Source organism: Streptomyces hilarionis, assembly GCF_024539675.1.
GTDB classification, from domain to species: Bacteria; Actinomycetota; Actinomycetes; order Streptomycetales; family Streptomycetaceae; genus Streptomyces; species Streptomyces hilarionis.
Genome location: NZ_JAHHIT010000064.1, coordinates 1 through 24,185, shown reverse-complemented (window position 1 = coordinate 24,185; position 24,185 = coordinate 1). Strand labels below are relative to the sequence as shown.

The following is a 24,185-nucleotide window of genomic DNA, read 5'->3' as shown; positions in this document are numbered from 1 at the left end:
GGAGGCTCGGGGAAACCCTACGGGCGGTCGCATCGTCGAGCAGCGGTGGGGCGGGCCCAGTGCCTCCTGATCAGCCGCCGGCCCCGGTGTTCCCCGCGAGTACCGACCTGATTTGTCACGGAGCTGGCACACCCGTCCGTCGTCGGCTGTTACCTCAGGCCGGAAACTTCGCTTCCGGACACGTAACTGCGGAAACGTAGGTACGGTAGACATTCATCGCCAGGCTCGGCGAGGGGCGAGTGTAGTGACACGGAGGGGCAATGGACAGGGTAACTCGCGGGTTGATGGAGAGCTGGGCAAAGGATGCGGGAGTCGGGCATCTGAAAGAATACGTCGCCTTCGAGCGCTTCGTTAACTTCATCGTCCTCTCACGCCACCACGATCAGCAGTTCAGCGTTGAAGATTTCTCCTGCGGTGACGACGGAACGCTCGGAATCGATGGCTTTGCACTCTCCATCAACGGTGAACTCGTTGCCGATATGGCGGAATTGGAAGACGCGCTTTCGGGTGGCGGGGCAATCGAAGCCTCGATCACGTTGACGCAAGTGAAGACGTCGGCGAGTTTTGACTTGGGTGATCTGAGCATCTTCTCGGACGCCTCGATTACTCTGCTTACGGAGGATGAGCCTCCGCACCCCAACCTGGAACTCCAGCAGAAGATGCTCCACAGGGTTTTTGATGAATCGAGTCGTTTTCGCGAGAACCCTGTATGCCGCCTCTATTATGTGACCCTTGGTGCATGGAACAACCGTGGTCCCATCGTAAAAAAGATGAAGGACACCGAAAAGCGGCTCCTTGGGTCCAACTTGTTCTCGCGCGTCGATTTTCACGTGTGGGGTGCCAGTGAAGTTCAGAGGAATTGGCGCGCTATCGACTCCGCCCTTGAAGTGACAGTTCAGTTCGAGAATCGAACCACGCTGCCTGAGGTGGAAGGGGTGCGTGAGGCGTACCTTGGGGTTCTTCCGGGAAGCGAGTTCATTAAACTCGTAACCGACGACGAAGGGGAAATCCGCAAGACACTCTTCTTTGATAACGTCCGAGACTTTCAAGGTGAGACCGATGTAAACGCGGATATCAGACAGACGCTGGCATCAGGTGACCGTAGCCGGTTCTGCGTCCTCAACAACGGGGTCACAGTAGTTGCGCACGACCTCAAGTCCACGGGCAATCGCCTGACCCTGATTGACTTCCAGGTCGTAAATGGGTGTCAGACCAGTCACATCCTTCATTCCGAGCGAGAAAATTTGGAGGGCGTATACGTCCCATTTCGCTTGATTGTTACTTTGGATGATGACGTAGCTAAGAGCATCACAAAAGCAACCAACAAGCAGGGCCAGGTAACCAAGGAAAACCTCTTCGCCCTATCGGAGCTGCAAAAGAGGATCGAATCCTACTTCAATTCGTTTGAGGCAGAGCCCGGTAAGCGGATCTACTATGAACGACGTTCGCGGCAATGGTCAGGTTCTGCTCAGGTTCGCGGCACGTGGAGGGTAATTTCCCTCCGTAATCTAATGCAGGCTTTCGCTTCGCTTTACCTCAGGATTCCTCACACGGCCGCACGTTATTACGGTGACCTTCGCAACCGTGTGGGCAACGACGTCTTCTCGGATTCCCACAACGAGGCCTACTATTATTCCGCCGCTTACGCGTTCTGTAAGCTCGATCACTTCTTCAGGAGCGGAGCGATCGCACGAGAGTTGAAGCCTGCCCGGTATCACCTTCTGGCCGGAGTGCGAACCATTTATTCTGGATCGAGCACTCAAGAAAGAGTTGAAAGCATCGACAAGAAGGCAGAAAAGGACTGTAAGCCTTTCAATGCTTTCTTGTGGGATGATGATCGTTATCTCGAAGCCGTCCAGACTTGCGCCGAAGCGCTGGCAAAACTTGCTGGCGGTCAAGAGATCAACCGTGATTTTGGGCGTACGCGGGACTTCACTGAGCAGTACCTTTCTGAGCTACTCAAATAGCGCTTGCGCGCAAGGGAAGAGGCCGGTGGAGCGGCTTTGGGCTGGAGCTGCTTTGGCGTGAGTGATCATGGCCCCGTAAGCTTGCGGCGCGTCGGGCAGTCTGTGGACATGCCCGGTAAAGCACGACCTCGGGGCCATGATCTTCGAGGCTCGCGCCAAAGTTGCTGCGTAAAGCCGTGGAGCCGACCGCCCCAGCCACGACGTACCCCTTCTCTGGCGTTAGATGGCTGATTGCTGCGCGCGGCACGGGCGCCGGCCGGGCTGGAGCGGGGCGGAGACTGGAGCGCAGGCCCGGCCGGGGGCCGGGCCGCGCGCGGTGAGCGGAGCGAGCCGCCTTGAACCAGTAGAAACTTTGAATCATGCCTTGGGCGCTCGGTCGTGACGGCCATCGCTGGCGGGTCCGGCTCTGGCTGCCGTGTGGTGTAGAACCCTCGGTATGGGGAGTGAGCGACGAGAGCTGATGAGGGCGCTTGGGGCGCGTCTTCGAGGGCTTCGTACAGAGGCCGGCCTGACTGGTGCTGTTCTGGCGCAGCGTGCGGGCGTGGGGCAACCAACCGTGTCCAAGGTGGAGAACGGACGCATGGTCCCCAGTCTCGACGTGTTGGGGCGCCTGTTGCTCGCTCTCGACCTCGACGAGTCGGCGTCTCGCGAAGTGCGGGAGCTCTTGGTAGCGGTGGAAGCTGCACCTGACGCAGTCGAGACCAGCGAGGAGGTTCCCTCCGGTGCCGTCCTTGATGACGCGGTGCGGTCTGCTCGTCTGGTCCGGTCGTTCCAGTGCGTGGTTCTGCCGGCCATGCTTCAGAGCGCCGAGTACGCCAGGCAGGTCTTCGCGAGTGCGCCGTACTCGACGCCGGAAGCCGTCGGTCGCGCTGTCGCTGCTCGTGTCGAGCGCCAGAGCCTCTTGTACGAGCCGGGCCGTGAGTCGGTGTTCGTGCTGACCGAAGCGGCGTTGCGAACCTGGCCGGGGGATCCTTCGCTCATGCTCGCCCAGTTTGACCGGTTGCTCGCTGTCGAGAGTCTGAGCACCGTGCGCCTAGGGGTGATCCCGTGGCGTCGTGCGGTGCCGGTCATGCCCCGGCACGGGTTCACCTTGTGTGACCGGCGGGCGGTCGTTGTGGAAGCCTTCCGCGGTGAGCGAGTCGTCGAGGACTCCGACGAGGTTGCCGCGTATGAGGAGACCTTCCGGCGCTTCGAGGAGGCGGCCGTCTTCGGCCGCGAGGCGCGCGAGCTCCTTGTTCGTGTGATGCGGGAGTTCCAGGAGTTGGAGGACTCCACCACCCATTAGAGGAATAATTCCTCAAGATGCCTGGCCTGCTGGTCGCGTGTGGGAATACTCTGCTCGCTGAGCCGTCTAGCCCCCTAGACGAGGAGGAGTGTTTCTCATGCCCAAAAGCTGGTGTCGGATGTTCCCCGGCCTGACCTGGCAGGTTGCCCGGCCCGTCACTTCGTCGCCGCGTTGCTGGAGGACAAGACCGCAGAGCTGCTCGACGACGCCGTCCTGGTCGTCGGCGAGCTGGCGGCCAACGCTGTCAAGCACACGCGGAGCGGCTGGTACCGAGGATGGTTCCTCGTGCTCGTCCACTTCGCGGATGACCTGGTTCGTATCGAAGTCGTCGACCAGGGCGGCGACGAGGAACCTATGGTTCGCAGCGTCACCAGGCACGTGGAAGAGGACGGCCGCGGGCTGATGCTGATTGCGGCCTGCGCCAAGAACTGGGGTGTGAAGGACCGGCCTGCGGGTGCCCGCTGCGTCTGGGCCGAGCTGGTGCGGACTGGTTCGTGATGGGTGGCTTTCTCGCGGTGATCGGTGGCGGCCTCGCGGGCAGTGGGGGGTGAGCCCCCGGGGAGTGCCTGGGCGTCGGGCCGGCTTCTATGTGATCGGGGTTCATTCGGGCAGGCGACTCCCGCCCATTCCGTCTAGGGCCCTAGACTCCTGGTTACTTCTAGGAGGTGTGGTCATGTCGGACGAGTTGCAGCGGATCATGGCGATCGATGATCCGTACCTGCTCCTGCGTGAGGTCACGACACGGTTGGCCGACGCGCAGCAGGAGGTGACCGAACTCGCCCGGCTCCGCCGTCGTGTCGTTCAGGACCTCCACTCGCAGGGGTTGTCGTACGCGCAGATCGCTGAGAAGGCCGGCCTGAGCCGCGGGCGGATTCACCAGATCCGTCACACGGGCCCGGCGCCCGAGGGTGCGTTCCTCGGTGCGGGCGCCGTCACGGTCGTGACTCCGCTGCGGTGGGACGACGAGAAGAAGCGCCCGGTCGTCGCCATGGCGGACGTGAACTCCGCCAAGCGGCTCGAAGAGCTGGCCAAGTCGTACGGGCTCGAAGTCAGCTCCGGCCACGTCCTGGTGAGCGGTGAGGTCGACCTCAACCGTGACTGCCTGGTCGTCGTCTGCGGACCGGGCATGTCCCAGAACATGAGTGACCTCTACGCGCAGGATCCCGTACTCAGCTGGGAACATCCCGAGAACGAGCCGTGGGCGCTGTTGGACCGACGTACCGGCAGGGCCTACCGCGCGGGAGCCGACGCCGAGCAGCAGCGCCCGCACGATGTCGGATACCTCGGCAGGCTGCCCCGCCCGGACGGCAACGGCTCCGTGCTCGCGATCGCCAGTATCCACACCGCAGGCTCCCTCGGCGTCGTCCAGCTGCTCGCCTCGGAACTGAACACGCTCTGGGGCCAGGTGGGCGAGCATCACTTCTCCACGCTCGTAAGCGTCGAATACGACCCTGAGAGGGACGAGCCTCAGTCCGTGGAACTGCTCACCCCGATCTACCGGCACGACGAGGAGACGACGGCGTGAACGTCGCTCTCGCCTCGCTGCCCGCCGAACCTGGGCAGGCGAACGAGGACTTCGCCGCCGCCGCTTCCGGGGCGGCTGTACTGCTGGACGGGGCCGGCGTCGCTGGGGGAGAAACCGGGTGCACGCACGGCATCGCCTGGTTCTCCTCAACGCTGGGGGGGGGCTGCTGCTGAGCAGCATCACCGCACACCCTGCCCGGCCGCTCGCTGACTGCCTGGCCGACTCGATCCGGGTTGTTCGGTCCTTGCACGAGGACAGCTGCGACCTGTCCTATCCCGCGAGTCCAACCAGCACGGTGGTCGCGGTCCGGGCAGGCGCGGAAGCTCTGGAATACCTAGTGCTCGGCGATTCGACGCTTCTCCTCGCCGACCAGGACGGGAAGACAACCGCGATCACAGACCAGCGCCTGGACGAGGTCGGGAAACGACTTCGCGGCCCGGTCGACGAACTGCCTACCGGCTCACCCGAGCATGCCGCCGCCTTGGCCGACTACCGCGACGCTCTGACGGGGCTCCGTAATCGGTTCGGCGGCTTCTGGATCGCTGGACCTGATCCGCAAGCGGCCGATCACGCCCCTACTGGGACCGTGCCACTGGCGTCGCTGGCGTCTGCCACATTGCTGAGTGACGGCGCGACACGATTAGTTGATCGCTTCGAACTCATCAATTAGCGCGAAATGTTGCTAATGCTCACTACCTCCGGGCCCAGCGAGCTGATGCGCAGCCTCCGCGAAGCTGAGGTTAGCGATCCAGCAGGTCGGCGATGGCCATGGGACAAGGCCCAGGACGACGCGACCGTTGTGCACTGGGACTTGTAACAGACGGGCGCCGAGTGGCAGCCGTGCGGCCGTTGCCCTGAACGCCACCTCCGAATCCTGCAGCTTCAGGCGCTCCGACATAGCGACGACGAGGCTGTCTGCTCACTAAGAGCAGACAGCCCCGGTAACTGCCATGAAGGTGTAGTCGGCGCCTGCTGCGCTAGCGCGCGCGGCGCTCCCGAGCCAGGGCTCGAAGCGCGACGTCATATGCCATGCCAGCGATGGCCAGGACGACTGCGGGCCACACCACGACAGGCTGAACGTGTCCAGTCGCGATGGCGGCGGTCAGGCCGCCGCCGCTGCCGACTGCAGTGAGTGTAGGGATCGTGGGAAACCTGGGGATGGGGACGTCCAGTCGGACGCGACGCTCAGGAGCGTCTCCCGCGGCTTCCCCCGTACCACTGGAGATTGCCTCCAACGGTGTGACTTCCGTTGCGTTCGCGCCCAAGGCGTTCTTCGTCGTGCCATTCTGGGAAGGCATATCTAGCTCCATGGTTTCTGAGTGCTTGGCCGTGCTCGGTTGTATGGGGCGGTGCTCAAAAGGGCGGGTGCATTGCGCGCCTAGGAAACCCGCAGCGCACCCGTCCGGCATCGCTTAATCAGGCGTGATCATCGTTGCCTCCTCTGAAGGCTCAGCAGTGCTGTGCCTGTGGTGCATTCGACGTGGCGGTTTCGACGACCTCACGCTGGTGCGCACCATGGAACGGGAGAGCCGCAGCATGAGTGTGGTGTTGGCGACGGCCAATCCAGACACCATGACGGCGGGCCAGGGGCTGATCGAGCCGTCCAGCGTCATGACGGCAATCGCGTACGCCATGAGTGCGAGCATTAGTAGTCCGCTGCTTGCACTCGTTGCAGCCACGAGGATGCGGCGACGCTTCTGCCTGCGAACTCGCTCTTGGAGCAATTGCTTCCTGTGCTGCCGCGCAGACCGCTGACGCTCTTGCAAGGTCGGCGACGGTACGGCGAAGGTCTCCTCCAGTGCGGCAGTCTCCGCCCAACGTGCTCGCAGGGTCTCGCCCTTGGTCATGATGCAGTTGAGGCGTTCCAGAGTTGCGCCAGCTGCCTCGTCGAGCTCGATCGGCTCCCAGAGCACGTCCGAGATGGCTGCGAGCAGATGGTCGCCATCCTGGTCTGGCGTCATCCGCATCAGCTCTTGCTCGCTCAGAGAGCTGGGCGGGTCGTCCCAGCATGCCTGCATCTCTTGGGGGAGTTTCAGCTCGACGGGCTCTTCCGCCGAGGCACTCCGCCGCGGAACCTCACTGTCCGACATCACTTTCCCTCCCCCTCCTTCGCAGATTCTTCGACCTTCTTCGTTTCGCACTCTTCGCGCTTCTTCGGTTGAGGTAGGCCCGTCAGGAGTAACTCCTGGAACCGCATCCGAGCCCGATGGAGATGCGAGCGCTCCGTACCTTCGGATACGCCCTTGATCTCGGCGCGTTCACTGGTCGTGTAGCCCTCGGCGGCCAGTACGAGGCTCGTGCGCAACGCCATCGGCATGCTGTTGATGATGCCGAGGATGCGTTTGTGCTGGTCCGCCTCGGTGTACATGGTCTCCGGATTGTGCAGAAAGGCGACCGCATCCCTTACATCCCGAGGGAGCGACTCTTCTCCTGCCTCGTCGTCCAGCGTCTGGGCTTCCCGACTCCGGCGCTGGATGTCGACACGCAGGTGGTCGATGATTCGTCGTCGCAGGATCGTTCGGAACATTGCGGCTGGATTGTCGGTAGCGCCCCACATGGCATACACGCTGGCCATGGCGTCGCTCGACGCCTCTTCGGCATCGGCCTGCTGCATGCGGTATGCCCGCATTGCGTAGCCCACGCCGCGGGAGTACCACGTCCTGTAGAAGCCGTTGAACGCGAGGACAGCCCGATGTTGATCCTCTTGCGGGGGCGGCGTCATGTGCCGCTCCGTGAAATATCCATGTTGCGTGACAACCCCCTCGTTGCGGTGCGGCTTGTAGCCCGTGCGCAGGGGTGTCGCGGCAGGCGTCAGGATCGCGGCACTTACCGGAGTGACGTACATCACACGCCGTCAAATGGCTTGCTGCGATGGGTTTTTCGGTCAGATCCGCGGGTGGTGGGGTGGGGGCGCATGCCCCAGGGGTGCAACTTAATGTGTAGCCCCCTAAACAGTTGACGGATCGCCAGCCTGCTGTTGCCGGCGCCCCCCCCTAGACGGTGGGGTGAGTGACTCCCTAGTCGTCTAGGGGGCTATCCGGGCGCGGGCGGTGCGGTTTGTCCGCATCGCCGAATCAAGTGAGGTTCACGAAATGCGTGTCATCCCCGTAGACGTCTCGGCCGCACGCTCCTCGTCACCACGCTGCCTGAGGTCAAGGTGAAGGACCGTCAGACCGGTGAGCAGCAGCCGGGCCGTCGCCGCCTACATCGCCAAGTCGGCCACCAAGGGCGCCGAGACCGCGGGAACCCTCGACCGCACCATCCGCAACCCCATCACCGATCTGATCGGCACCGACGTCACCGATCACGCCCGCCGGATGATCCTCACCTGCTGGCACCTCGGAGGATTGCCCGAAGTCGAAGAGCTCCGGCTGCGCAAGTGGGCCCACATGCTCGGCTTCCGCGGCCACTTCTCCACCAAATCCCGCGCGTACTCCGTCACCCTCGGTGCCCTTCGCCAGGAACGCGCCGACCACAACGAAGAACTCACCCGCGAACGCGCGGCCCTGGCCGGCCACCCCCTCCCGGACCCGGACACCGTCCTCGTCCTCTCGCACTGGCGCTTCGCCGGTACCGGCCTCACCAAGGCGGAAGCCCTGTTCGCTGCCTCACGCCCTGCCCCTCACAACGTAGAAGGAGAGCCCGACCATGCGTGATGACGAACTGCTCACCGTCGCCGAGGTGATGGGCCATCTCAAGCTCGGCCGGTCCACCGTCTACGACCTGATCCGTACGCGGCGGCTGCCCTCGGTCACCATCGGCCGTTGCCGACGCATTCCGGCGTCCGCCCTGCGCCACTTCATCGCTGACGAGATGGAGCGTGCCGCCTGATGGCTCTGCGTCGTAGCCGCGGTGACGGCGGCCTGCACTGGGACGAGAACAGACAACGGTGGATCGCTACGGCGAACCTCGGCTTCGACCCGAGCGGGAAACCGATCGTCAAGCGGGGGAGTGGCAAGACCAAGACCGAGGCGAAGAACAAGCTCAAGGAGGTGCTGCGGGACCACGAAGACGGCCTCGCCATCGCGCCGACCAACTACACGGTCAAGGACGCGGTGAATGACTGGCTCGCTTACGGCCTGGCGGGCCTCGACCCCAGCACCCTCGCAACGACCACGCTCCTGACCGAGAAGCACGTCATCCCGTCGCTGGGTGCTCGCAAGCTCCGTGACCTCAGCGCGGAGGACGTTGACCGCTGGCTCGCTACGAAGGCGCAGACCCTCAGCACGCGCACCCTCCAGGCGATCCACTCGCACCTGAACCGCGCGGTCAAACGAGCCATGGCGCGGGACAAGGTGAAGCGCAACGTCGTCGAGCTGTGCTCGGTACCTCAAGGCCAAGCCGGGCGGCCGTCCAAGGCGCTCACCTTCGCGCAGGCAGATGCCGTCCTCAGGGGCGCTGAGGGCACCTCGATGCACGCGTACATCGTCCTCGCCCTCCTTACGGGTGCCCGGACCGAGGAACTTCGGGCGCTCACCTGGGACCACGTCTTCCTCAAGGGCAAGCCGGATGCCGACCCGCCGCAGCCTCCGCACATCGCCGTGTGGCGCTCGGTCCGAAAGAGCGGGGACACCAAGACCCGGAAGTCGCGGCGCACGCTCGCTCTGCCGGCGCGCTGCGTCGATGCTCTCTGGCAGCAATTCGAAGATCAGGGCTGGGATCGGCTCGCCGCTGACGAGAAGTGGGAGGAACACGGGCTCGTCTTCTCCTCGGCCGTCGGCAAGCCGCTCGACGCCGCCAACGTCCGCCGCGCCTTTCGCCAGGCGCTCAAGGACGTCGACGGGCTCGATGCCGATGAGTGGACTCCGCGGGAGCTCCGGCACAGCTTCGTGTCTCTGCTGTCCGACCGTGGCGTCCCGCTGGAGGTGATTTCGCGGCTCGTCGGGCACTCTGGGACGGCTGTGACGGAGGAGTTCTACCGGAAGCAGATCCGGCCCGTCATCCAGACCGGGGCCGGCGCTATGGACGGTATCTTCGGCACCGATCCGCGGCGGCTGTAGCTGTCGTAGTCACGCAGGCGAGCACTCAGGAATCGATAGTCGCGCAGTTAGACACGCAGCAACGCCAGAGGGCCCTTACCGATTCGGTAAGGGCCCTCTGATCTGCTATTTAGCTGTCGGGGTGGCGGGATTTGAACCCACGACCTCTTCGTCCCGAACGAAGCGCGCTGCCAAGCTGCGCTACACCCCGATGTCGCTGCTTGCCGCGGCGACGTCGTTTACTTTAGCCCACCGGTGGCTGGAGACGAAATCCGGTTTTGGCGCGGTGGCTGATCGGGTCCGGGCGGGCGTGGTCGAGGGCCACGAGGACGACTGCGAGGGCGTAGAAGGCCAGCCCGAGCAGCAGGGCGTTGGCCAGGGTGTGCCGGTAGCCGTGGGCCTCGACGTCGAGGAACGGGTAGAGATAGCGGCCCGGTCTGCCCGCCGTGATCACCTGGGCCCGGGCGAGGCAGAACGCCAGGTAGACGAGGGGATAGAGCATCCACGTCGCGGCCCGGCGCAGTCGCATGCGGCCCGGTGCTGTCAGGAGCAGCCAGTCCAGGACGGCGGCCACCGGGGTCACGGTGTGAAGGAGGTGACCGGCGACCGCGTGCCAGCCCGTGGGGGCGGTGTTGGTGGAGGTCACGGAGAAGGGGACGGTCGCGTCGGCCAGGACCAGGTGGTACACGAGGCCGGTGATCACGACGTAGAGCAGTGCTGCCCCGGTCAGTGCCGCGGGCAGGGGGCGTCGGGCGGTCCATGCGCGTCGGGCGGACAGCAGCGTGACCAGGGCCAGCAGGATGTTGCTCTGGACGGCGAAGTGGCTCAGGACCCTCAGGGGGCTGCCGAGCAGGAAGGCGAGGGTCACGGCCCCCGCCGCCGTGCCGGCCAGCAGCAGGCGGAGGACGGCGGCCAGGGGCCGGCGCACGGGAGGCACCACCGCTGAGGCGGGGACGGAGGAGAGCAGGAGCGCGTGGGTCCGCGGAATCGCGGGCAGATCCGGGAGGTCCCTGGGTATCGGCGCGGTCATGCCCTCACGCTAGGCAAGGGTGACGAAACGGGCGATACGGGTGGGCTGTTCGGGGGATGATCGTTCCTTCGTCCGTTCGTCCGCTCGCCCGCTTCTCCGTCCGGGCCCGCTTCTCCGTCCAGGCGGGCTGGGCCGTCCGGGCTGTCTGGGCCGTCCGGCTGTCCGGGCCGTCCGAGGGGCACGTCCTTCGCCCCGACTGATACTCGCCCCCGGCCGGGCACCCCGCCGGAGACCCGTCCCCGTCGGGCCCCTGCCGGACGTGCTGCTCCCTGCTACTTCTTCTCCACCAGCGTCAGCAAGGTCACCTCCGGCGGGCAGGCGAACCTGACCGGGGTGTAGCGGCTCGCGCCGCAGCCCGCGGAGACGTGCAGGTAGGAGGTGCGGCCTTCGGCCGTGTGCGTCGACAGGCCCTTCACGCGGTCGGTGTCCAGGTCGCAGTTGGTGACCAGGGCTCCGTAGAAGGGGATGCACACCTGGCCGCCGTGGGTGTGGCCGGCGAGGATCAGGGGGTAGCCGTCGGCGGCGAAGGGGTCCAGAGCCCGCAGGTACGGGGCGTGCACCACGCCCATCGAGAAGTCGGCCGACGCGGACGGGCCGCCGGCCACCCGGGCGTAGCGGTCGCGCTTGATGTGCGGGTCGTCCAGGCCCGTCAGCTCCACCGACGCACCCTCGATCTTCAGCATGCCCCGGGTGTTCGTGAGGTTCAGCCAGCCCGCGCCGTCGAAGCCGTCCCGCAGGTCCTCCCACGGGTTGTGGACGACGTCGGTCGCGGGCGGGTTGCCGTTGAGGCCGTGGCGGCCCTGGACCTTCTCGAGGAGGTAGCGGGCGGGGTTGCGCAGCTTGGGGCCGTAGTAGTCGTTCGAGCCGAAGACGTACGCGCCCGGGAACTCCATCAGCGGGCCCAGCGCGTCCAGGGTCTCCGGGACGCCCTCGGGGTCGGACAGGTTGTCGCCCGTGTTGATCACGAAGTCGGGGCGCAGACCGGCCAGCGAGCGCAGCCAGTGCTGCTTCTTGCGCTGGCCGCCCACCATGTGGATGTCGGAGACGTGCAGCACACGCAGAGGGCGCATCCCGGCGGGCAGGACGGGGACGGTGACCCGTCGGAGGCGGAAGGAGCGGGCTTCGAAACCCGCCGCGTACGCCAGGCCGGCGGCGCCGGCCGCAGCAATGGACAGAGGTACTCCGTATCGCGCGCGCATACCTCCATCGTGTCAGACGCCGCCAACCTCCTTTGCCCGGCCGCCCCTTAAATCGGCGGGCGGCCGGACGTCCGCACCTGCGACAATCGGACCCATGACCACGCTCAAGTCGAAGCTGCACGAAGACCTCAACGCCGCGATCAAGGAGCGCGACGAGCTCCGCTCGTCGACGCTGCGGCTGACGCTCGCCGCGATCACCAAGGAAGAGGTCGCGGGCAAGGAGAAGCGCGAGCTCTCCGACGACGAGGTCCTCAAGGTGATCACCAAGGAGGCGAAGAAGCGGCGCGAGGCCGCGGACGCCTTCGCGCAGGGCGGGCGCGCCGAGTCGGCTGAGCGGGAGAAGGCGGAGGGCGAGCTCCTCGCCACGTACCTGCCCAAGCAGCTCAGCGACGAGGAGCTGGACGGCATCGTCGCCCAGGCCGTCTCGGAGGCGCGGGCGGGCGGCGCCGAGGGGCCGCGGGCCATGGGCGCCGTCATGAAGATCGTGAACCCCAAGGTGGCCGGTCTGGCGGAGGGCGGTCGGGTCGCCGCCGTCGTCAAGAAGCACCTCGCGGGCTGACTCCGCCGCGCCGACCCGCCCCGGCTCCCCGCCACGGTCACCCGGTCACCCGGTCACCCGGTCACCCGGTCACCCGGTCACCCGGCCGCCGGGTCGCCGGGTCGCGCCGGTGTCCCGCTGGTGCCCGTGAGGGTCACGGCGTCGTGGACGACGAACGGTCCCTGCCCCCCATCGCTGGGGGCAGGGACCGTTCGTCGTTCCGGTGACGGCGGATCAGCGGCGTCGGCCGCCGTTGCCGTTCCCGTTGCTCTGGCCCTGGAAGAAGCCGCCCGTGTCGCCGCCGTTGGTGTTTCCGCCGTTGGTGAGCAGGCCGGTGAGGAAGCCGCCGTCGTCCCCGTTCCCGCCGTCGTTTCCGTTGCCGCCGTTGCCCCCGTTGGCGTTTCCGTCGCCGTCGCCCTTGTCGCGGTTCTTGTCGGGCGGGTTCGGGATGCTGACGAGGTTGAACTGGCCGGAGTCCTTGCCCTCCAGGGCGCCGGTCATGGCGTCGCGCCAGATCGGGCCGGGGGTGTCGCCGCCGTAGACCTGGTCGTGATGGCGGCCGCCGATCCAGATGTCGGTCATCTGGACCTTCTGGGTGGCGCTGCCGACCCAGACGGCTCCGGAGAGCTTCGGGGTGTAGCCGACGAACCAGGCGTTCTTGCGGGAGTCCGTCGTACCCGTCTTACCGGCGTTGTCGCGGCCGGAGAGTCCGGCCTGCCGGCCCGTGCCGGAGTCGACCACGCCGCTCAGCAGTGTGTTTATGGTGTCCGCGGTCTTCTCGGACATGGCCCGGGAGCACGTGGACTTCGGGACCTCGAGCGACTTCGTCCGGTCGCCGACCTTCTGGGTGATCGACTCGATGGCGACGGGGGTGCAGTACATGCCGCGCGAGGCGAAGGCGGCGTAGGCCGTGGCCATCGTCAGCGGGGAGATGCCCTTGGAGCCGAGCGCGATGGCCGGGACCTCGGGCAGCTTGTCGCCGTTGCCCTGCACGACGTGCAGCGCGTCGGTCATCTTCACCACGGGGCACAGACCGATGTCGGAGATCATCTGCACGAAGTAGGTGTTGACCGAGAGCTCCATGGCCTTGCGCAGCTGGAAGGGGCCCTTCTCGGACTCGCTCTCGTTCTCCAGCTTCTCGCCGTTCGTGTTGACCCACGGCCTGCTGCCGCAGGTCTGCACCGGGCTCGGGTACTGCATCTGGTACGGCGACGAGTACTCCTGGTTCGGCGGCCGGCCCTCCTCCAGCGCGGCCGCGGCCACGAACGGCTTGAAGGTCGATCCGGTCGGGAACCCGAAGTTCGAGCCGCCCATGGACGAGCCGACGGAGTAGTTGTACTCGGTCTCGTTCTTGCCGTAGCCGTAGGGCTTGGACTGGCCCATCCCGAGGATCTTGCCGGTGCCGGGCTCGACGAGCGTGGCGGCCCCCGCGACCTTGTCCGACTTGTAGACGTGGTCCTTCAGCGAGGACTGGACCGACTTCTGCGCCTGCGGTTCGAGCGTGGTGCGGATGGTGAGGCCGCCCTGGTTCCAGACCTTCGCCCGCTGCTCCTTGGTCTTGCCGAAGACCGGGTCGCTGAGGAAGACGCGCTCCACGTACTTGCAGAAGAAGCTCGCGCCCTGGACGGCGGTGATGCAGCCGTTCTTCGGCTTCTTGACCTTCAGGCCCAGCGGAGCCTTCTGCGCCTCGGCCGACTCGGCGGCGGAGATGTCGCCGACCTCGGCCATGCGCGCCAGCACGGTGTTACGGCGCTTGGTGGCCTCTGCCTCGTCGTTGACGGGGTCGTAGCGGCTCGGCGACTGGACGATGCCGGCCAGCAGGGCCGCCTGGGGCAGGGTGAGGGCTCTGGCGTGGGTGGAGAAGTAGCGCTGGGAGGCCGCCTCGACGCCGTAGGCCTGCTCGCCGAAGAACGTGATGTTCAGGTAGTTCTCGAGGATCTTCTTCTTGCTGAGCTCTTCCTCGAGCTGGATCGCGTACTTCAGTTCCTTGATCTTGCGGCCGATGGTCTGCTGCGTGGCCTGGGCGACCTTCGTCGGGTCGTCACCGGCCTCCTCGATCGCGACGTTCTTCACGAGCTGCTGGGTGAGCGTCGAGGCGCCCTGGGCGACCCCGCTGCTCTGCACGTTCTTGTTGAGCGCGCGCAGGACGCCCTTCAGGTCGACCGCGCCGTGCTCGTAGAAGCGGGAGTCCTCGATCGCGACGATCGCCTTCTGCATGAAGGGCGAGATGTTCTTCAGGTCGACGACCGTGCGGTCACGGGAGTAGACCGTGGCGATCTGGCCGCCCTCGGAGTCGAGGATGGTGGTGCGCTGGCTCAGCGGTGGCGTCTTGAGGTTGACCGGGAGTTCGTCGAACGACTCCACCGATCCCTTGGCGGCCAGGCCCAGCGCGCCGAAGGCGGGCAGGGCGATACCGGCCAGCACCGCTCCCGCGAGCACACTGACACCGAGGAACTTGGCGGCCTGCTGCGTTGGCGACAGACCACCGCCCGAGCGCTTCTTTGGCATGAGGGCAGCCTACGTTCTGATTCGCCGGACACGCGTCAATGCCTTGGCCTAAGCTGCTCTCAACTGTCACAGCAGCAGGGCTACGTATCAATACGTCCGGCGACCCCGAATCGTTCCGGATGTTCCCCGGAATTTTTGGTGGGGGCGTGTCCGAATCCGCCTTGTGTGTCACTCGGCGTCCGTTGTGACTCGGCTGAACTGTCCCGTTCGTCAGATGCGTCACATATGTCGCGGGCTCACTCCCCCGGGTGATCTGCCGCTTACCCATAGTCCGTTCGGGCCATTCAAGATTGGGCCCGAAGGGGGTGTTGCGCTGTGCCCACCTTCCGTAACGTCCTCAACTGGCGGCGGTGAATATGCCGCTGCCGCCGTGGGGGAGCCTCGATTCGGGAGAGGACGGCGCCGGTATGGGCTGGGTAACCGACTGGAGTGCGCAGGCCGCCTGCCGCACTACCGATCCGGATGAACTGTTCGTTCAGGGAGCAGCGCAGAACAGGGCCAAGGCGGTGTGCACCGGATGTCCGGTACGCACCGAATGCCTGGCGGACGCGCTCGACAACCGCGTCGAGTTCGGCGTGTGGGGAGGCATGACGGAGCGCGAGCGCCGCGCACTGCTGCGCAGGCGTCCGACGGTGACCTCCTGGCGCCGGCTGCTGGAGACGGCGCGTTCGGAGTACGAGCGGGGGGCGGGCATCCTGCCGCTCGACGACGACCAGATGTACGAGAACTACGCGGCGGTGGGCTGAGCACAGCCCCCGGACCAGGCGTCGGCTCGGGCTCGGAGGCCCGGCGTCGGCGCGGGTTTCGGCCCGGGCTTCCGATCAGGAGTCGACGGCCTCGGGCAGCTCCGGCCGCTCGGTCGCGAGCCGGTCGCCGATGTCCCGCAGGCCGGCCAGGTCGTGCACGTCTCCGGGCAGTGCGGCCACCTCGGTCACCGCCACCTCGGGGTGGAGCGCGGTGAAGCGGTCGCGCGTGCGCTGCTCGCGGGAGAGCAGGCGCATGCGTTCGGCGTGCAGCCTCAACAGGCCTGCGGTGAGGTCGTCCACGGCCCGGTCCGCCTCGGCCGCCGCCGTCCGGTCGGCGTCCTCGGACGCCGTCGCCGGTTCCCTGTGCGTGTCCGCGGCGCCGGTGGGGTCGTCGCCGTCCGTGGTCGTGCCGGGGCGGGTGGTCGAAGCCGTGTCGGTGGCGTGGTCCGGGTCGGTGCCCCGGTCCGCGTCGGTGGGGGAACCGCGCTTCGGATCGGGTGCGGATGCTTCTGAACTGCCTTGCGGGTCGGGAGAGTTACGAAGTCCAGCCTTCCCGCCGTCCTGATCCACAATGCCGGGCTCTTCAAGATTTTCCGCGGCGGCGAGCGCCCGCTCGGCGGACAGCTGGGCGGCGCCGCTGCCGTGGACGCGGTTGAGCACCAGACCGGCGAGCGGCATGTCCTCGGCGGCCAGCCGCTGCACGAAGTAGGCGGCCTCCCGCAGCGCGTCCCGCTCGGGAGCCGCCACCACCAGGAACGCCGTGCCGGGCGCCTGGAGCAGCTTGTACGTGGCGTCCGCGCGCGTGCGAAAGCCGCCGAACATCGAGTCCATCGCCGCCACGAACGTCTGCACGTCCTTCAGCAGCTGGCCGCCGAGCAGCTTGCCCAGCGCGCCGGTCATCATCGACATCCCGACGTTCAGGAACTTCATCCCCGCGCGGCCGCCCACCTTCGCCGGCGCGAGCAGGACGCGGATCAGCTTGCCGTCCAGGAACGAGCCGAGTCGCTTGGGCGCGTCCAGGAAGTCCAGCGCCGAGCGCGACGGCGGGGTGTCGACGACGATCAGGTCCCACTCGTCCCGCGCGCGGAGCTGCCCGAGCTTCTCCATGGCCATGTATTCCTGCGTGCCCGCGAACCCTGCCGACAGGGACTGGTAGAACGGGTTGCCCAGGATGGCCGAGGCCCGCTCCGGGTCCGCGTGCGCCTCGACGATCTCGTCGAACGTGCGCTTCATGTCGAGCATCATCGCGTGCAGCTCGCCGTCCCCCTCGACGCCCTTGACCCGGCGCGGGGTGTTGTCCAGCGAGTCGATGCCCATGGACTGCGCGAGCCGGCGCGCCGGGTCGATGGTGAGGACGACGACCTTGCGGCCGCGCTCGGCCGCCCGCAGGCCCAGCGCCGCCGCCGTCGTCGTCTTGCCGACCCCGCCCGAGCCGCAGCAGACCACGATGCGGGTCGTCGGGTCGTCGAGCAGCGGATCGAGCTCCAGCACGGGCGCGGGGGAGAGGCGGCGTCGGGCGCCCGCCTGGTCGTGGGTCCGGTCCGCGCTCATGCGATCCCCTGCTTCCGCAGTTCCGTGGCGAGCTGGTACAGGCCCGCGAGGTCCATGCCCTCGGCGAGCAACGGCAGTTCGTGCAGCGGCAGGTCCAGGTCGCCCAGGACCGCGCGCTGCTCGTGCTCCAGCGCGTACCGCTCCGCGTACTCCTCGGCCTGCTTCAGGAGCGGGTCCACCAGCCGCTCGGCGCGCCCGCCGCGCCGCGCCCCGCCCAGCCCCGCCGTGGACAACGACCGGGCGACCGAAGAACGCGTGACGGTCCGGACGAGTTCCAGCCCGTCCTCGTCGAGCACCTCGGGGCGCACCATGTTGACGATGACCCGCCCCACGGGCAGTTTCGCCGCCCGCAGCTCGGCGATGCCGTCGGCGGTCTCCTGGACGGGCATCTCCTCCAGCAGCGTCACCAGGTGCACGGCCGTCTCGGGGGACTTCAGCACCCGCATCACGGCCTGCGCCTGATTGTGTATCGGGCCGATCCTGGCCAGCCCGGCCACCTCGTCGTTGACGTTGAGGAAGCGGGTGATGCGACCGGTGGGAGGTGCGTCCATGACGACGTAGTCGTACACGAACCGTCCGTCGCGGTCCTTGCGCCGTACCGCCTCGCACGCCTTGCCGGTGAGGAGCACGTCCCTCAGGCCCGGCGCGATCGTGGTGGCGAAGTCGATGGCGCCGAGCTTCTTCAGGGCCCGTCCGGCGCCCCCCAGTTTGTAGAACATCTGGAGGTAGTCCAGAAGGGCCAGTTCGGGGTCGATGGCGAGGGCGTACACCTCCCCGCCGCCCGACGCTACGGCGATCTTGCGTTCCTCATAGGGCAACGCCTCTGTCTCGAAGAGCTGCGCGATGCCCTGCCGGCCCTCCACCTCGACGAGAAGCGTGCGCTTCCCTGCCGTGGCGAGGGCCAGCGCGAGGGCCGCGGCGACCGTCGTCTTGCCGGTCCCGCCCTTGCCGCTGACGACCTGGAGCCTGCTCACGTCTTCGAGCGTAACCAGTCGGCGCCCGAGGCGACCGGGAGGCTGTGGACAACGGGGGCGGCAATCGGCCACATGGCCTGGGGAACGGCCCCTCCGGCGGCAGCGGATACAGTCGCCCCCATGACCAAGTGGGAATACGCAACCGTGCCGCTGCTCGTCCACGCGACGAAGCAGATTCTGGACACCTGGGGCGAGGACGGCTGGGAGCTCGTCCAGGTCGTGCCCGGCCCGAACAACCCGGAGCAGCTCGTCGCGTACCTGAAGCGGGCGAAGGCGTGAGCGCGATCGAGGCGAGGCTCGCCGAGCTGGGCCTGACCCTGCCCGCGGTCGTGCCGCCGCTGGCGGCCTACCAGCCCGCCGTGCAGTCCGGCCCGTACGTGTACACGGCCGGTCAGCTGCCCATGGTGGAGGGCAAGCTGCCGGTCACCGGCAAGGTCGGCGCCGAGGTCACCCCGGAGGAGGCCAAGGAGCTGGCCCGCACCTGCGCGCTGAACGCCCTGGCCGCCGTCAAGTCGGTCGCGGGCGATCTGGACCGCGTCGCGCGCGTGGTGAAGGTCGTCGGCTTCGTGGCGTCGGCCGCGGATTTCACCGGCCAGCCCGCCGTCCTCAACGGCGCGAGCGAGCTGCTGGGCGAGGTCTTCGGCGACAAGGGCGTGCACGCGCGCAGCGCGGTGGGCGTCGCGGTGCTGCCGCTGGACGCGCCCGTGGAGGTCGAGATCCAGGTGGAACTCGTCCCGTAGCGGTACGAGCGCCCGCCCCCGGCGGTAGGAGCGTCCTCCGTGGACGAGGAAGCCCTGGAGGGCCGTGCGGCGCCCGGGAGAGCCTTGGACGCGTTCCGCGGCCCTCCCGGCGTCCAGGGGGCCGGGGGTCCAGGGGTCCAGGCGAGGCTGCCGGGAACGTCACGGGAGTCCCGTGGACGGCCCCTGACCTCGGGTACCTCTCGAACATTCGCGCGCCACGGGATAGCCTCGCGCCCATGGCGAATGGGCAGTGGTTCCCCCAGGACTGGCCGGAACGCATCCGCGCGCTGGCCGACGGCACGCTCACCCCGGTCGTCCCCAAGCGTGCGGCCACGGTCATGCTCCTGAAGGACACCGACGGCGGCCCCGTCGTCCACATGCTGCGCAGACGCGCCTCCATGGCCTTCGCGGCAGGCGCGTACGCCTACCCCGGCGGCGGTGTCGACCCGCGCGACGACGACCGGCACGTCCGCTGGGCGGGCCCCACACGCGCGTGGTGGGCGGAGCGCCTGGGCGTCGACGAGACGGCGGCCCAGGCGATCGTCTGCGCGGCCGTGCGCGAGACCTACGAGGAGGCCGGCGTCCTTCTCGCCGGACCGACCCCGAACTCCGTGGTCAGTGACATCACGGGCGCCGACTGGGAGGCCGACCGCGCCGCGGTGGCCGCCCGCGAGCTGTCCTTCGCCGAGTTCCTCGACCGGCGCGGCCTGGTGCTGCGCTCCGACCTCCTCGGCGCCTGGACGCGCTGGATCACCCCGGAGTTCGAGTCGCGGCGCTACGACACCTGGTTCTTCGTGGCCGCGCTCCCCGAGGGCCAGCGCACCCGCAACGCCTCCACGGAGGCCGACCGCACGGTGTGGATCCGCCCGGCGGACGCGGCCGCCTCGTACGACCGGGGCGAGCTGCTGATGATGCCGCCGACCATCGCCACGCTGCGCCGGCTCGTCCCGTTCGCCACGGCGGCGCAGGCGCTGGCCGCGGCCCCCGACCGCGATCTGAGCCCGGTCCTCGCGCAGGCCCGCCTGGAGGACGGCGTGGTCGTGCTGTCCTGGCCGGGGCACGACGAGTTCACCCGCCACGTCCCGGCGGCCGCGCCCGGAGGAGACCCGGCGTGACGGGCGCCCCGAGCACCGCCACCGGCCGGATCCGGCGACGAGCCGCCCCGCTCCGCCCGACGACAGTGCGACGACGCCCGATGGAAGGCCCTTCCGCATGACCGACGCAGCCGCCCTCCCCGGCCAGCCGCGCGGCGGAGTCCTCTCGGGCCCCGCCACCCCGCGCGCGGTCAACGTCCTCGCGCCGAACGCGTCCGCGATGACCCTGGACGGCACGAACACCTGGATCGTGGCCGAGCCCGACTCCGAGCTGGCGGTCGTGATCGATCCGGGCCCGCTGGACGAGCGCCACCTGCGCGCGGTCGTCGACACCGCCGAGCGCGCCGGCAAGCGCGTGGCGCTGACGCTGCTGACGCACGGCCACCCCGACCACGCCGAGGGCGCCGTCCGCTTCGCCGGGCTGACGGGCACCAAGGTGCGGGCCCTGGACCCGGCGGTGCGGCTCGGCGAGGAGGGCCTGGCCGCCGGGGACGTGGTCGTCGTGGGCGGCCTGGAACTGCGGGTGGTGCCGACGCCCGGGCACACCGCGGACTCCCTGTGCTTCCATCTCCCGGCCGACCGGGCCGTGCTGACGGGCGACACCATCCTCGGACGCGGCACGACCGTCGTCGCGCATCCCGACGGCCGTCTGGGCGACTATCTGGACTCGCTGCGGCGGCTGAGGTCCCTCACGGTCGACGACGGCGTCCACACGGTGCTGCCGGGCCACGGGCCGGTGCTGGAGGACGCCCAGGGCGCCGTGGAGTTCTATCTCGCCCACCGCGCCCACCGGCTCGCCCAGGTCGAGACGGCGGTCGAGAACGGCCGCAGGGACCCCGCCGACGTCGTCGCCCACGTGTACGCCGACGTCGACCGCTCCCTGTGGCCGGCCGCCGAGCTGTCGGTGCGCGCGCAGCTGGAGTACCTGACGGAGCACGGGCTCATCTGACGGGCCGGGCGGGGGACCGGGCCAGGCCTGGACTGGACCTGAGCCGCGGTCTAGGCGTCCTCGGGCCTGGGGGCCTTCACACCGTGCACGCGCGCGTACTCGTCGGCGAGCCAGGGGCCGAAATCGTCCACGTAGGACGTCAGGACGGCGCGGTCGCCCCGCGGCTCGTACCCGAGGCGGGCCGCCGTGCGCGCCTGTCCCGCGCGCGGGGGGTAGTACGCGCCGAACGCGTCCGCCATCTCGTGCAGGTCGCTCGTCCAGCCGTTCCAGCGGGGCATGACGAGGGTGAACGCCGTGCGCACCAGGCGCCGGGACATGAACCGCACCAGCGGCCGCAGGGCCGCCTCGGAGTCGTCCGCCGAGGCGATGCGCTCGCGCCAGCGCGGCAGGAACAGGGCGAGGTCGCCGTTGGTCTCGCGGGCCAGCAGGGTGTCGGGGCGGTAGCGCGGCAGGCGTGCGGCGAGGTCCTCGCCGAGCAGCGGGGTGCACAGACAGGCGACGAAGAAGCCCAGGTCGTGCCTCTCCAGGTCGCTCAGCAGCCGGGCGCGGCTGAAGAGCAGCGCGCCGCCCCCGTCGATCTGCGGGAACTCCTCGTCCAGGGAGCGGATCAGGGCCCGTCCGGCGGCCCGGTCCGCCTCGGTGGGCTCCTCGCGCAGGGCGATCAGCAGATCGACGTCGCTGCGTCCCACGCGCGCGGCGCCGCGGGGAATCGAACCGTTGACGTACGCACTGTGCAGCCGGCCGCCGAAGAGGCCCGGGATCCGCTCCCGGGCCGCCGCGACGACCGGCCGGAAATCAGGCGTCACGCGCGCGAGGGAGCCCTCGCGGGCGATGTGTCCCCCGGCGTCCAGGCCACGGGGGGAGACCGCGTCGGTCACGACAGGGCCGGGGCGGTCGGCGGGCGCTAGCGCGACCGCTTGGCCAGCCGCTCCACGTCCAGCAGGATGACGGCGCGCGCCTCCAGGCGGAGCCAGCCGCGCTGGGCGAAGTCGGCCAGCGCCTTGTTCACGGTCTCGCGCGAGGCGCCGACGAGCTGCGCCAGCTCCTCCTGCGTGAGGTCGTGGACGACGTGGATGCCCTCCTCGGACTGCACGCCGAAGCGGCGCGAGAGGTCCAGCAGCGCGCGGGCCACGCGGCCGGGGACGTCCGAGAAGACCAGGTCGGACATGGCGTCGTTGGTCTTGCGCAGGCGCCGGGCGACGGCGCGCAGCAGTGCGGTGGCCACCTCGGGGCGGGCGTTCAGCCAGGGCTGGAGGTCGCCGTGGCCGAGGCCGAGGAGCTTGACCTCGGTGAGGGCGGTGGCGGTCGCCGTCCGCGGGCCCGGGTCGAAGAGCGACAGCTCGCCGATCAGCTCGCTGGGGCCCACCACGGCCAGCATGTTCTCCCGGCCGTCCGGGGAGGTGCGGTGCAGCTTGACCTTGCCCTCGGTGACGACGTAGAGCCGGTCGCCGGGGTCGCCTTCGTGGAACAGGGAGTCGCCACGGGCCAGGGTCACCTCGCTCATGGAGGCGCGCAGTTCGGCCGCCTGCTCGTCGTCGAGGGCCGCGAAGAGCGGGTTGCGCCGCAGGACGTCGTCCACGAGTTCTCTCCTTGTCGACCTGCTCAGGGGATCTTGCTCCCCGCGTACCAGGGATCCGTGTTCCCCGTTTTGCCGGGCGGTCCAAACAGTGTGATCTGTCACAAGGATGCCGCACACATGTCCTGGGGTAAGCGGCAGGGGTCCAATTGGGGGCCGATCTTCAGGGTCCGGGGCGGATGTCGGTACGGGGCTTTAGGCTGGCCGAGTGTCCAAAACGCCGGTGGGAGCACAGGCCGAGGGGGCTGGGCGGGTGGTTGCACGTCGCGTTTCCGCTGTGGGCGAACATGGCTCCGGTGGTGGTAGGAAAACGGCAAAGGTGACAAACGAGATGCCTGCGAAGAAAGCGGCCGACGACGTGAATCCGAACGCCGGGAAAGCCGCGGCCGACAAGGCCTCAGGCAAACCCGCGGTCATCGGCGCCGTCACGAAGAAGGCCACCGCGAAGAAGGCCACCGCGAAGAAGGCAGCACCGAAGAAGCCGGCGCCGAAGAAGGCTGTCGCGAAGAAAGTCGCCGCCGAGAAGGCCGTCACCGACAAGGCCGCACAGAAGGACGTCGTCGGAAAGCCGGTCGCGGGGAAGGCGGCCGTCGGCAAGGCGGAGTCGCGCACCGCTCTCGTGCGCCGCGCTCGGCGCATCAACCGCGAACTCGCCGAGATCTATCCGTACGCCCACCCCGAGCTGGACTTCGAGAACCCCTTCCAGCTGGTCGTCGCGACCGTTCTGTCCGCCCAGACCACCGACCTGCGGGTGAACCAGACCACCCCTGCCCTGTTCGCCGCCTACCCCACGCCCGAGGACCTGGCGGCCGCGGACCCGGAGCGGGTCGAGGAGATCCTCCGCCCCACCGGTTTCTTCCGGGCCAAGACCAAGTCGGTGATAGGCCTGTCCAAGGCCCTGGTGGAGGAGTTCGGCGGCGAGGTCCCCGGTCGCCTGGAAGACCTGGTGAAGCTGCCCGGCGTCGGCCGCAAGACCGCCTTCGTGGTGCTGGGCAACGCCTTCGGCCGGCCCGGGATCACCGTGGACACCCACTTCCAGCGGCTCGTGCGGCGCTGGCGCTGGACCGAGCAGACCGAGCCCGACAAGATCGAGGCCGCCGTCGGCGCGCTGTTCCCGAAGAGCGAGTGGACGATGCTCTCGCACCACGTGATCTTCCACGGCCGCCGCATCTGCCACGCCCGCAAGCCGGCCTGCGGCGCCTGCCCGATCGCGCCGCTCTGCCCCGCGTACGGCGAGGGCGAGACGGACCCCGAGAAGGCGAGGAAGCTGCTGAAGTACGAGAAGGGCGGCTTCCCCGGCCAGCGGCTGAACCCGCCCCAGGCCTACCTGGACGCGGGCGGCCGCCCGGCGCCGCCGCTGGGGGCCGAGTGAGGGCAGGGCGGCCGGCGGCGGGGGCGACCGTGCCCCGGGCCGCCGCCGGACGGCCGGCGGGGCTGCCGATGCGAGGGACGTCGTCGGACGCTGCCGACCACGCCGAGGGCGGCGGGGCCGGCGGGTCCGGCGGGGTCGGCAGCGTCCGACGA

Annotated in this window: 22 protein-coding genes, 1 tRNA gene and 2 pseudogenes; 15 read left to right on the top strand and 10 right to left on the bottom strand. The window is 68.4% G+C overall.

Annotated features, from left to right (window positions below; translation table 11 throughout):
* Positions 1–260 precede the first annotated feature (260 nt).
* The 5 genes and pseudogenes from KMS84_RS16815 (at position 261) to KMS84_RS16795 (ending at position 5,594) form a co-directional block, all read left to right on the top strand.
* Positions 261–1,967, top strand: a complete 1,707-nt coding sequence (locus KMS84_RS16815; protein WP_256917036.1) for an AIPR family protein — start codon at positions 261–263, stop codon at positions 1,965–1,967.
* Between the two features lie 436 nt (positions 1,968–2,403).
* Positions 2,404–3,252, top strand: a complete 849-nt coding sequence (locus tag KMS84_RS16810; protein ID WP_256917035.1) for a helix-turn-helix domain-containing protein — start codon at positions 2,404–2,406, stop codon at positions 3,250–3,252.
* Between the two features lie 111 nt (positions 3,253–3,363).
* Positions 3,364–3,750 (top strand): ATP-binding protein, encoded by a 387-nt coding sequence (locus tag KMS84_RS16805; protein WP_308287970.1) that lies wholly within the window; start codon positions 3,364–3,366, stop codon positions 3,748–3,750.
* Positions 3,751–3,925: 175 nt separating this feature from the next.
* Entirely contained in the window at positions 3,926–4,777 is an 852-nt protein-coding gene (locus tag KMS84_RS16800; RefSeq protein WP_256917033.1) for a sigma factor-like helix-turn-helix DNA-binding protein, read from the top strand.
* A pseudogene (locus tag KMS84_RS16795) lies at positions 4,774–5,594 on the top strand (integrase). The gene KMS84_RS16800 and the pseudogene KMS84_RS16795 overlap by 4 nt, the downstream one beginning before the upstream one ends.
* A gap of 595 nt (positions 5,595–6,189) precedes the next feature.
* On the opposite strand, the gene KMS84_RS16790 reads toward KMS84_RS16795, so the two are convergent.
* Complete coding sequence (locus tag KMS84_RS16790; RefSeq protein WP_256917032.1) at positions 6,190–6,867, bottom strand: hypothetical protein; 678 nt, start codon at positions 6,865–6,867, stop codon at positions 6,190–6,192.
* Complete coding sequence (locus KMS84_RS16785; protein WP_256917031.1) at positions 6,867–7,622, bottom strand: sigma-70 family RNA polymerase sigma factor; 756 nt, start codon at positions 7,620–7,622, stop codon at positions 6,867–6,869. The genes KMS84_RS16790 and KMS84_RS16785 overlap by 1 nt, the downstream gene beginning before the upstream one ends.
* 337 nt (positions 7,623–7,959) lie before the next feature.
* Here KMS84_RS16785 and KMS84_RS16780 point away from each other — a divergent pair.
* The 3 genes and pseudogenes from KMS84_RS16780 to KMS84_RS16770 form a co-directional block, all read left to right on the top strand.
* Positions 7,960–8,433: pseudogene (locus KMS84_RS16780) on the top strand (replication initiator); the annotation flags it as partial.
* The gene (locus tag KMS84_RS16775; RefSeq protein WP_256917030.1) at positions 8,426–8,608 is read left to right on the top strand and encodes a helix-turn-helix domain-containing protein; all 183 of its coding nucleotides are present in this window, start codon (positions 8,426–8,428) and stop codon (positions 8,606–8,608) included. The pseudogene KMS84_RS16780 and the gene KMS84_RS16775, both read left to right, overlap by 8 nt.
* The gene (locus tag KMS84_RS16770) at positions 8,608–9,777 is read left to right on the top strand and encodes a site-specific integrase (protein WP_256917029.1); all 1,170 of its coding nucleotides are present in this window, start codon (positions 8,608–8,610) and stop codon (positions 9,775–9,777) included. Before KMS84_RS16775 ends, KMS84_RS16770 begins: the two co-directional genes overlap by 1 nt.
* Positions 9,778–9,893: 116 nt before the next feature.
* Here KMS84_RS16770 and KMS84_RS16765 read toward each other — a convergent pair.
* The 3 genes from KMS84_RS16765 to KMS84_RS16755 all read right to left on the bottom strand — a co-directional run bounded on the left by KMS84_RS16765 (position 9,894) and on the right by KMS84_RS16755 (position 11,985).
* Positions 9,894–9,967 (bottom strand) — tRNA-Pro (locus KMS84_RS16765).
* A 33-nt stretch (positions 9,968–10,000) separates the two neighbouring features.
* Positions 10,001–10,786, bottom strand: a complete 786-nt coding sequence (locus tag KMS84_RS16760; RefSeq protein ID WP_256917028.1) for a Pr6Pr family membrane protein — start codon at positions 10,784–10,786, stop codon at positions 10,001–10,003.
* Positions 10,787–11,058: 272 nt separating this feature from the next.
* Positions 11,059–11,985, bottom strand: a complete 927-nt coding sequence (locus tag KMS84_RS16755) for a metallophosphoesterase (protein WP_256917027.1) — start codon at positions 11,983–11,985, stop codon at positions 11,059–11,061.
* Positions 11,986–12,079: 94 nt separating this feature from the next.
* Between KMS84_RS16755 and KMS84_RS16750 the strand changes: the two genes are divergently transcribed.
* Positions 12,080–12,544: a GatB/YqeY domain-containing protein gene (locus KMS84_RS16750; RefSeq protein ID WP_256917026.1), complete on the top strand. Its 465-nt coding sequence runs from the start codon at positions 12,080–12,082 to the stop codon at positions 12,542–12,544.
* A 213-nt stretch (positions 12,545–12,757) separates the two neighbouring features.
* Here KMS84_RS16750 and KMS84_RS16745 read toward each other — a convergent pair whose 3' ends face one another.
* Complete coding sequence (locus tag KMS84_RS16745) at positions 12,758–15,031, bottom strand: transglycosylase domain-containing protein (protein ID WP_256917025.1); 2,274 nt, start codon at positions 15,029–15,031, stop codon at positions 12,758–12,760.
* 407 nt (positions 15,032–15,438) lie between these two features.
* Between KMS84_RS16745 and wblA the strand changes: the two genes are divergently transcribed.
* Entirely contained in the window at positions 15,439–15,777 is a 339-nt protein-coding gene (gene wblA, locus KMS84_RS16740) for a transcriptional regulator WblA (RefSeq protein WP_069768403.1), read from the top strand.
* A gap of 75 nt (positions 15,778–15,852) precedes the next feature.
* Here wblA and bagB read toward each other — a convergent pair whose 3' ends face one another.
* Both bagB and bagA read right to left on the bottom strand, forming a co-directional pair.
* Complete coding sequence (gene bagB / locus KMS84_RS16735; protein ID WP_256917024.1) at positions 15,853–17,328, bottom strand: ATPase BagB; 1,476 nt, start codon at positions 17,326–17,328, stop codon at positions 15,853–15,855.
* Positions 17,325–18,302 (bottom strand): ATPase BagA, encoded by a 978-nt coding sequence (bagA, locus tag KMS84_RS16730; RefSeq protein ID WP_256917023.1) that lies wholly within the window; start codon positions 18,300–18,302, stop codon positions 17,325–17,327. The genes bagB and bagA overlap by 4 nt, the downstream gene beginning before the upstream one ends.
* A 120-nt stretch (positions 18,303–18,422) precedes the next feature.
* Between bagA and sp36 the strand changes: the two genes are divergently transcribed.
* The 4 genes from sp36 to KMS84_RS16710 all read left to right on the top strand — a co-directional run bounded on the left by sp36 (position 18,423) and on the right by KMS84_RS16710 (position 21,085).
* Positions 18,423–18,581, top strand: a complete 159-nt coding sequence (sp36, locus tag KMS84_RS16725) for a Sp36 family protein (RefSeq protein WP_020129281.1) — start codon at positions 18,423–18,425, stop codon at positions 18,579–18,581.
* On the top strand, positions 18,578–19,042 hold the full coding sequence (locus KMS84_RS16720; protein ID WP_256917022.1) for a RidA family protein: 465 nt from the start codon (positions 18,578–18,580) through the stop codon (positions 19,040–19,042). Before sp36 ends, KMS84_RS16720 begins: the two co-directional genes overlap by 4 nt.
* A gap of 236 nt (positions 19,043–19,278) precedes the next feature.
* Positions 19,279–20,157: an NUDIX hydrolase gene (locus KMS84_RS16715; RefSeq protein ID WP_256917021.1), complete on the top strand. Its 879-nt coding sequence runs from the start codon at positions 19,279–19,281 to the stop codon at positions 20,155–20,157.
* 97 nt (positions 20,158–20,254) lie between these two features.
* The gene (locus tag KMS84_RS16710) at positions 20,255–21,085 is read left to right on the top strand and encodes an MBL fold metallo-hydrolase (protein ID WP_256917020.1); all 831 of its coding nucleotides are present in this window, start codon (positions 20,255–20,257) and stop codon (positions 21,083–21,085) included.
* Between the two features lie 50 nt (positions 21,086–21,135).
* Here the strand turns inward: KMS84_RS16710 and KMS84_RS16705 are convergent, their stop codons facing one another.
* Entirely contained in the window at positions 21,136–21,963 is an 828-nt protein-coding gene (locus KMS84_RS16705; RefSeq protein WP_256917019.1) for a nucleotidyltransferase, read from the bottom strand.
* Positions 21,964–21,989: 26 nt separating this feature from the next.
* The gene (locus KMS84_RS16700; protein WP_020129286.1) at positions 21,990–22,664 is read right to left on the bottom strand and encodes a Crp/Fnr family transcriptional regulator; all 675 of its coding nucleotides are present in this window, start codon (positions 22,662–22,664) and stop codon (positions 21,990–21,992) included.
* Between the two features lie 328 nt (positions 22,665–22,992).
* Between KMS84_RS16700 and nth the strand changes: the two genes are divergently transcribed.
* Positions 22,993–24,033 (top strand): endonuclease III, encoded by a 1,041-nt coding sequence (gene nth, locus KMS84_RS16695; protein WP_256917018.1) that lies wholly within the window; start codon positions 22,993–22,995, stop codon positions 24,031–24,033.
* The last annotated feature ends 152 nt before the right edge of the window (positions 24,034–24,185 follow it).

Excerpts from the sequence above, each read along its gene's own strand:
- KMS84_RS16815 (WP_256917036.1), top strand. The coding sequence starts at position 261 with ATGGACAGGGTAACTCGCGGGTTGATGGAGAGCTGGGCAAAGGATGCG.
- KMS84_RS16810 (WP_256917035.1), top strand. The coding sequence starts at position 2,404 with ATGGGGAGTGAGCGACGAGAGCTGATGAGGGCGCTTGGGGCGCGTCTT.
- KMS84_RS16800 (WP_256917033.1), top strand. The coding sequence starts at position 3,926 with ATGTCGGACGAGTTGCAGCGGATCATGGCGATCGATGATCCGTACCTG.
- KMS84_RS16790 (WP_256917032.1), bottom strand. The coding sequence starts at position 6,867 with ATGTCGGACAGTGAGGTTCCGCGGCGGAGTGCCTCGGCGGAAGAGCCC.
- KMS84_RS16785 (WP_256917031.1), bottom strand. The coding sequence starts at position 7,622 with ATGTACGTCACTCCGGTAAGTGCCGCGATCCTGACGCCTGCCGCGACA.
- KMS84_RS16775 (WP_256917030.1), top strand. The coding sequence starts at position 8,426 with ATGCGTGATGACGAACTGCTCACCGTCGCCGAGGTGATGGGCCATCTC.
- KMS84_RS16770 (WP_256917029.1), top strand. The coding sequence starts at position 8,608 with ATGGCTCTGCGTCGTAGCCGCGGTGACGGCGGCCTGCACTGGGACGAG.
- KMS84_RS16760 (WP_256917028.1), bottom strand. The coding sequence starts at position 10,786 with ATGACCGCGCCGATACCCAGGGACCTCCCGGATCTGCCCGCGATTCCG.
- KMS84_RS16755 (WP_256917027.1), bottom strand. The coding sequence starts at position 11,985 with ATGCGCGCGCGATACGGAGTACCTCTGTCCATTGCTGCGGCCGGCGCC.
- KMS84_RS16750 (WP_256917026.1), top strand. The coding sequence starts at position 12,080 with ATGACCACGCTCAAGTCGAAGCTGCACGAAGACCTCAACGCCGCGATC.
- KMS84_RS16745 (WP_256917025.1), bottom strand. The coding sequence starts at position 15,031 with ATGCCAAAGAAGCGCTCGGGCGGTGGTCTGTCGCCAACGCAGCAGGCC.
- wblA (WP_069768403.1), top strand. The coding sequence starts at position 15,439 with ATGGGCTGGGTAACCGACTGGAGTGCGCAGGCCGCCTGCCGCACTACC.
- bagB (WP_256917024.1), bottom strand. The coding sequence starts at position 17,328 with ATGAGCGCGGACCGGACCCACGACCAGGCGGGCGCCCGACGCCGCCTC.
- sp36 (WP_020129281.1), top strand. The coding sequence starts at position 18,423 with ATGACCAAGTGGGAATACGCAACCGTGCCGCTGCTCGTCCACGCGACG.
- KMS84_RS16715 (WP_256917021.1), top strand. The coding sequence starts at position 19,279 with ATGGCGAATGGGCAGTGGTTCCCCCAGGACTGGCCGGAACGCATCCGC.
- KMS84_RS16710 (WP_256917020.1), top strand. The coding sequence starts at position 20,255 with ATGACCGACGCAGCCGCCCTCCCCGGCCAGCCGCGCGGCGGAGTCCTC.
- nth (WP_256917018.1), top strand. The coding sequence starts at position 22,993 with ATGCCTGCGAAGAAAGCGGCCGACGACGTGAATCCGAACGCCGGGAAA.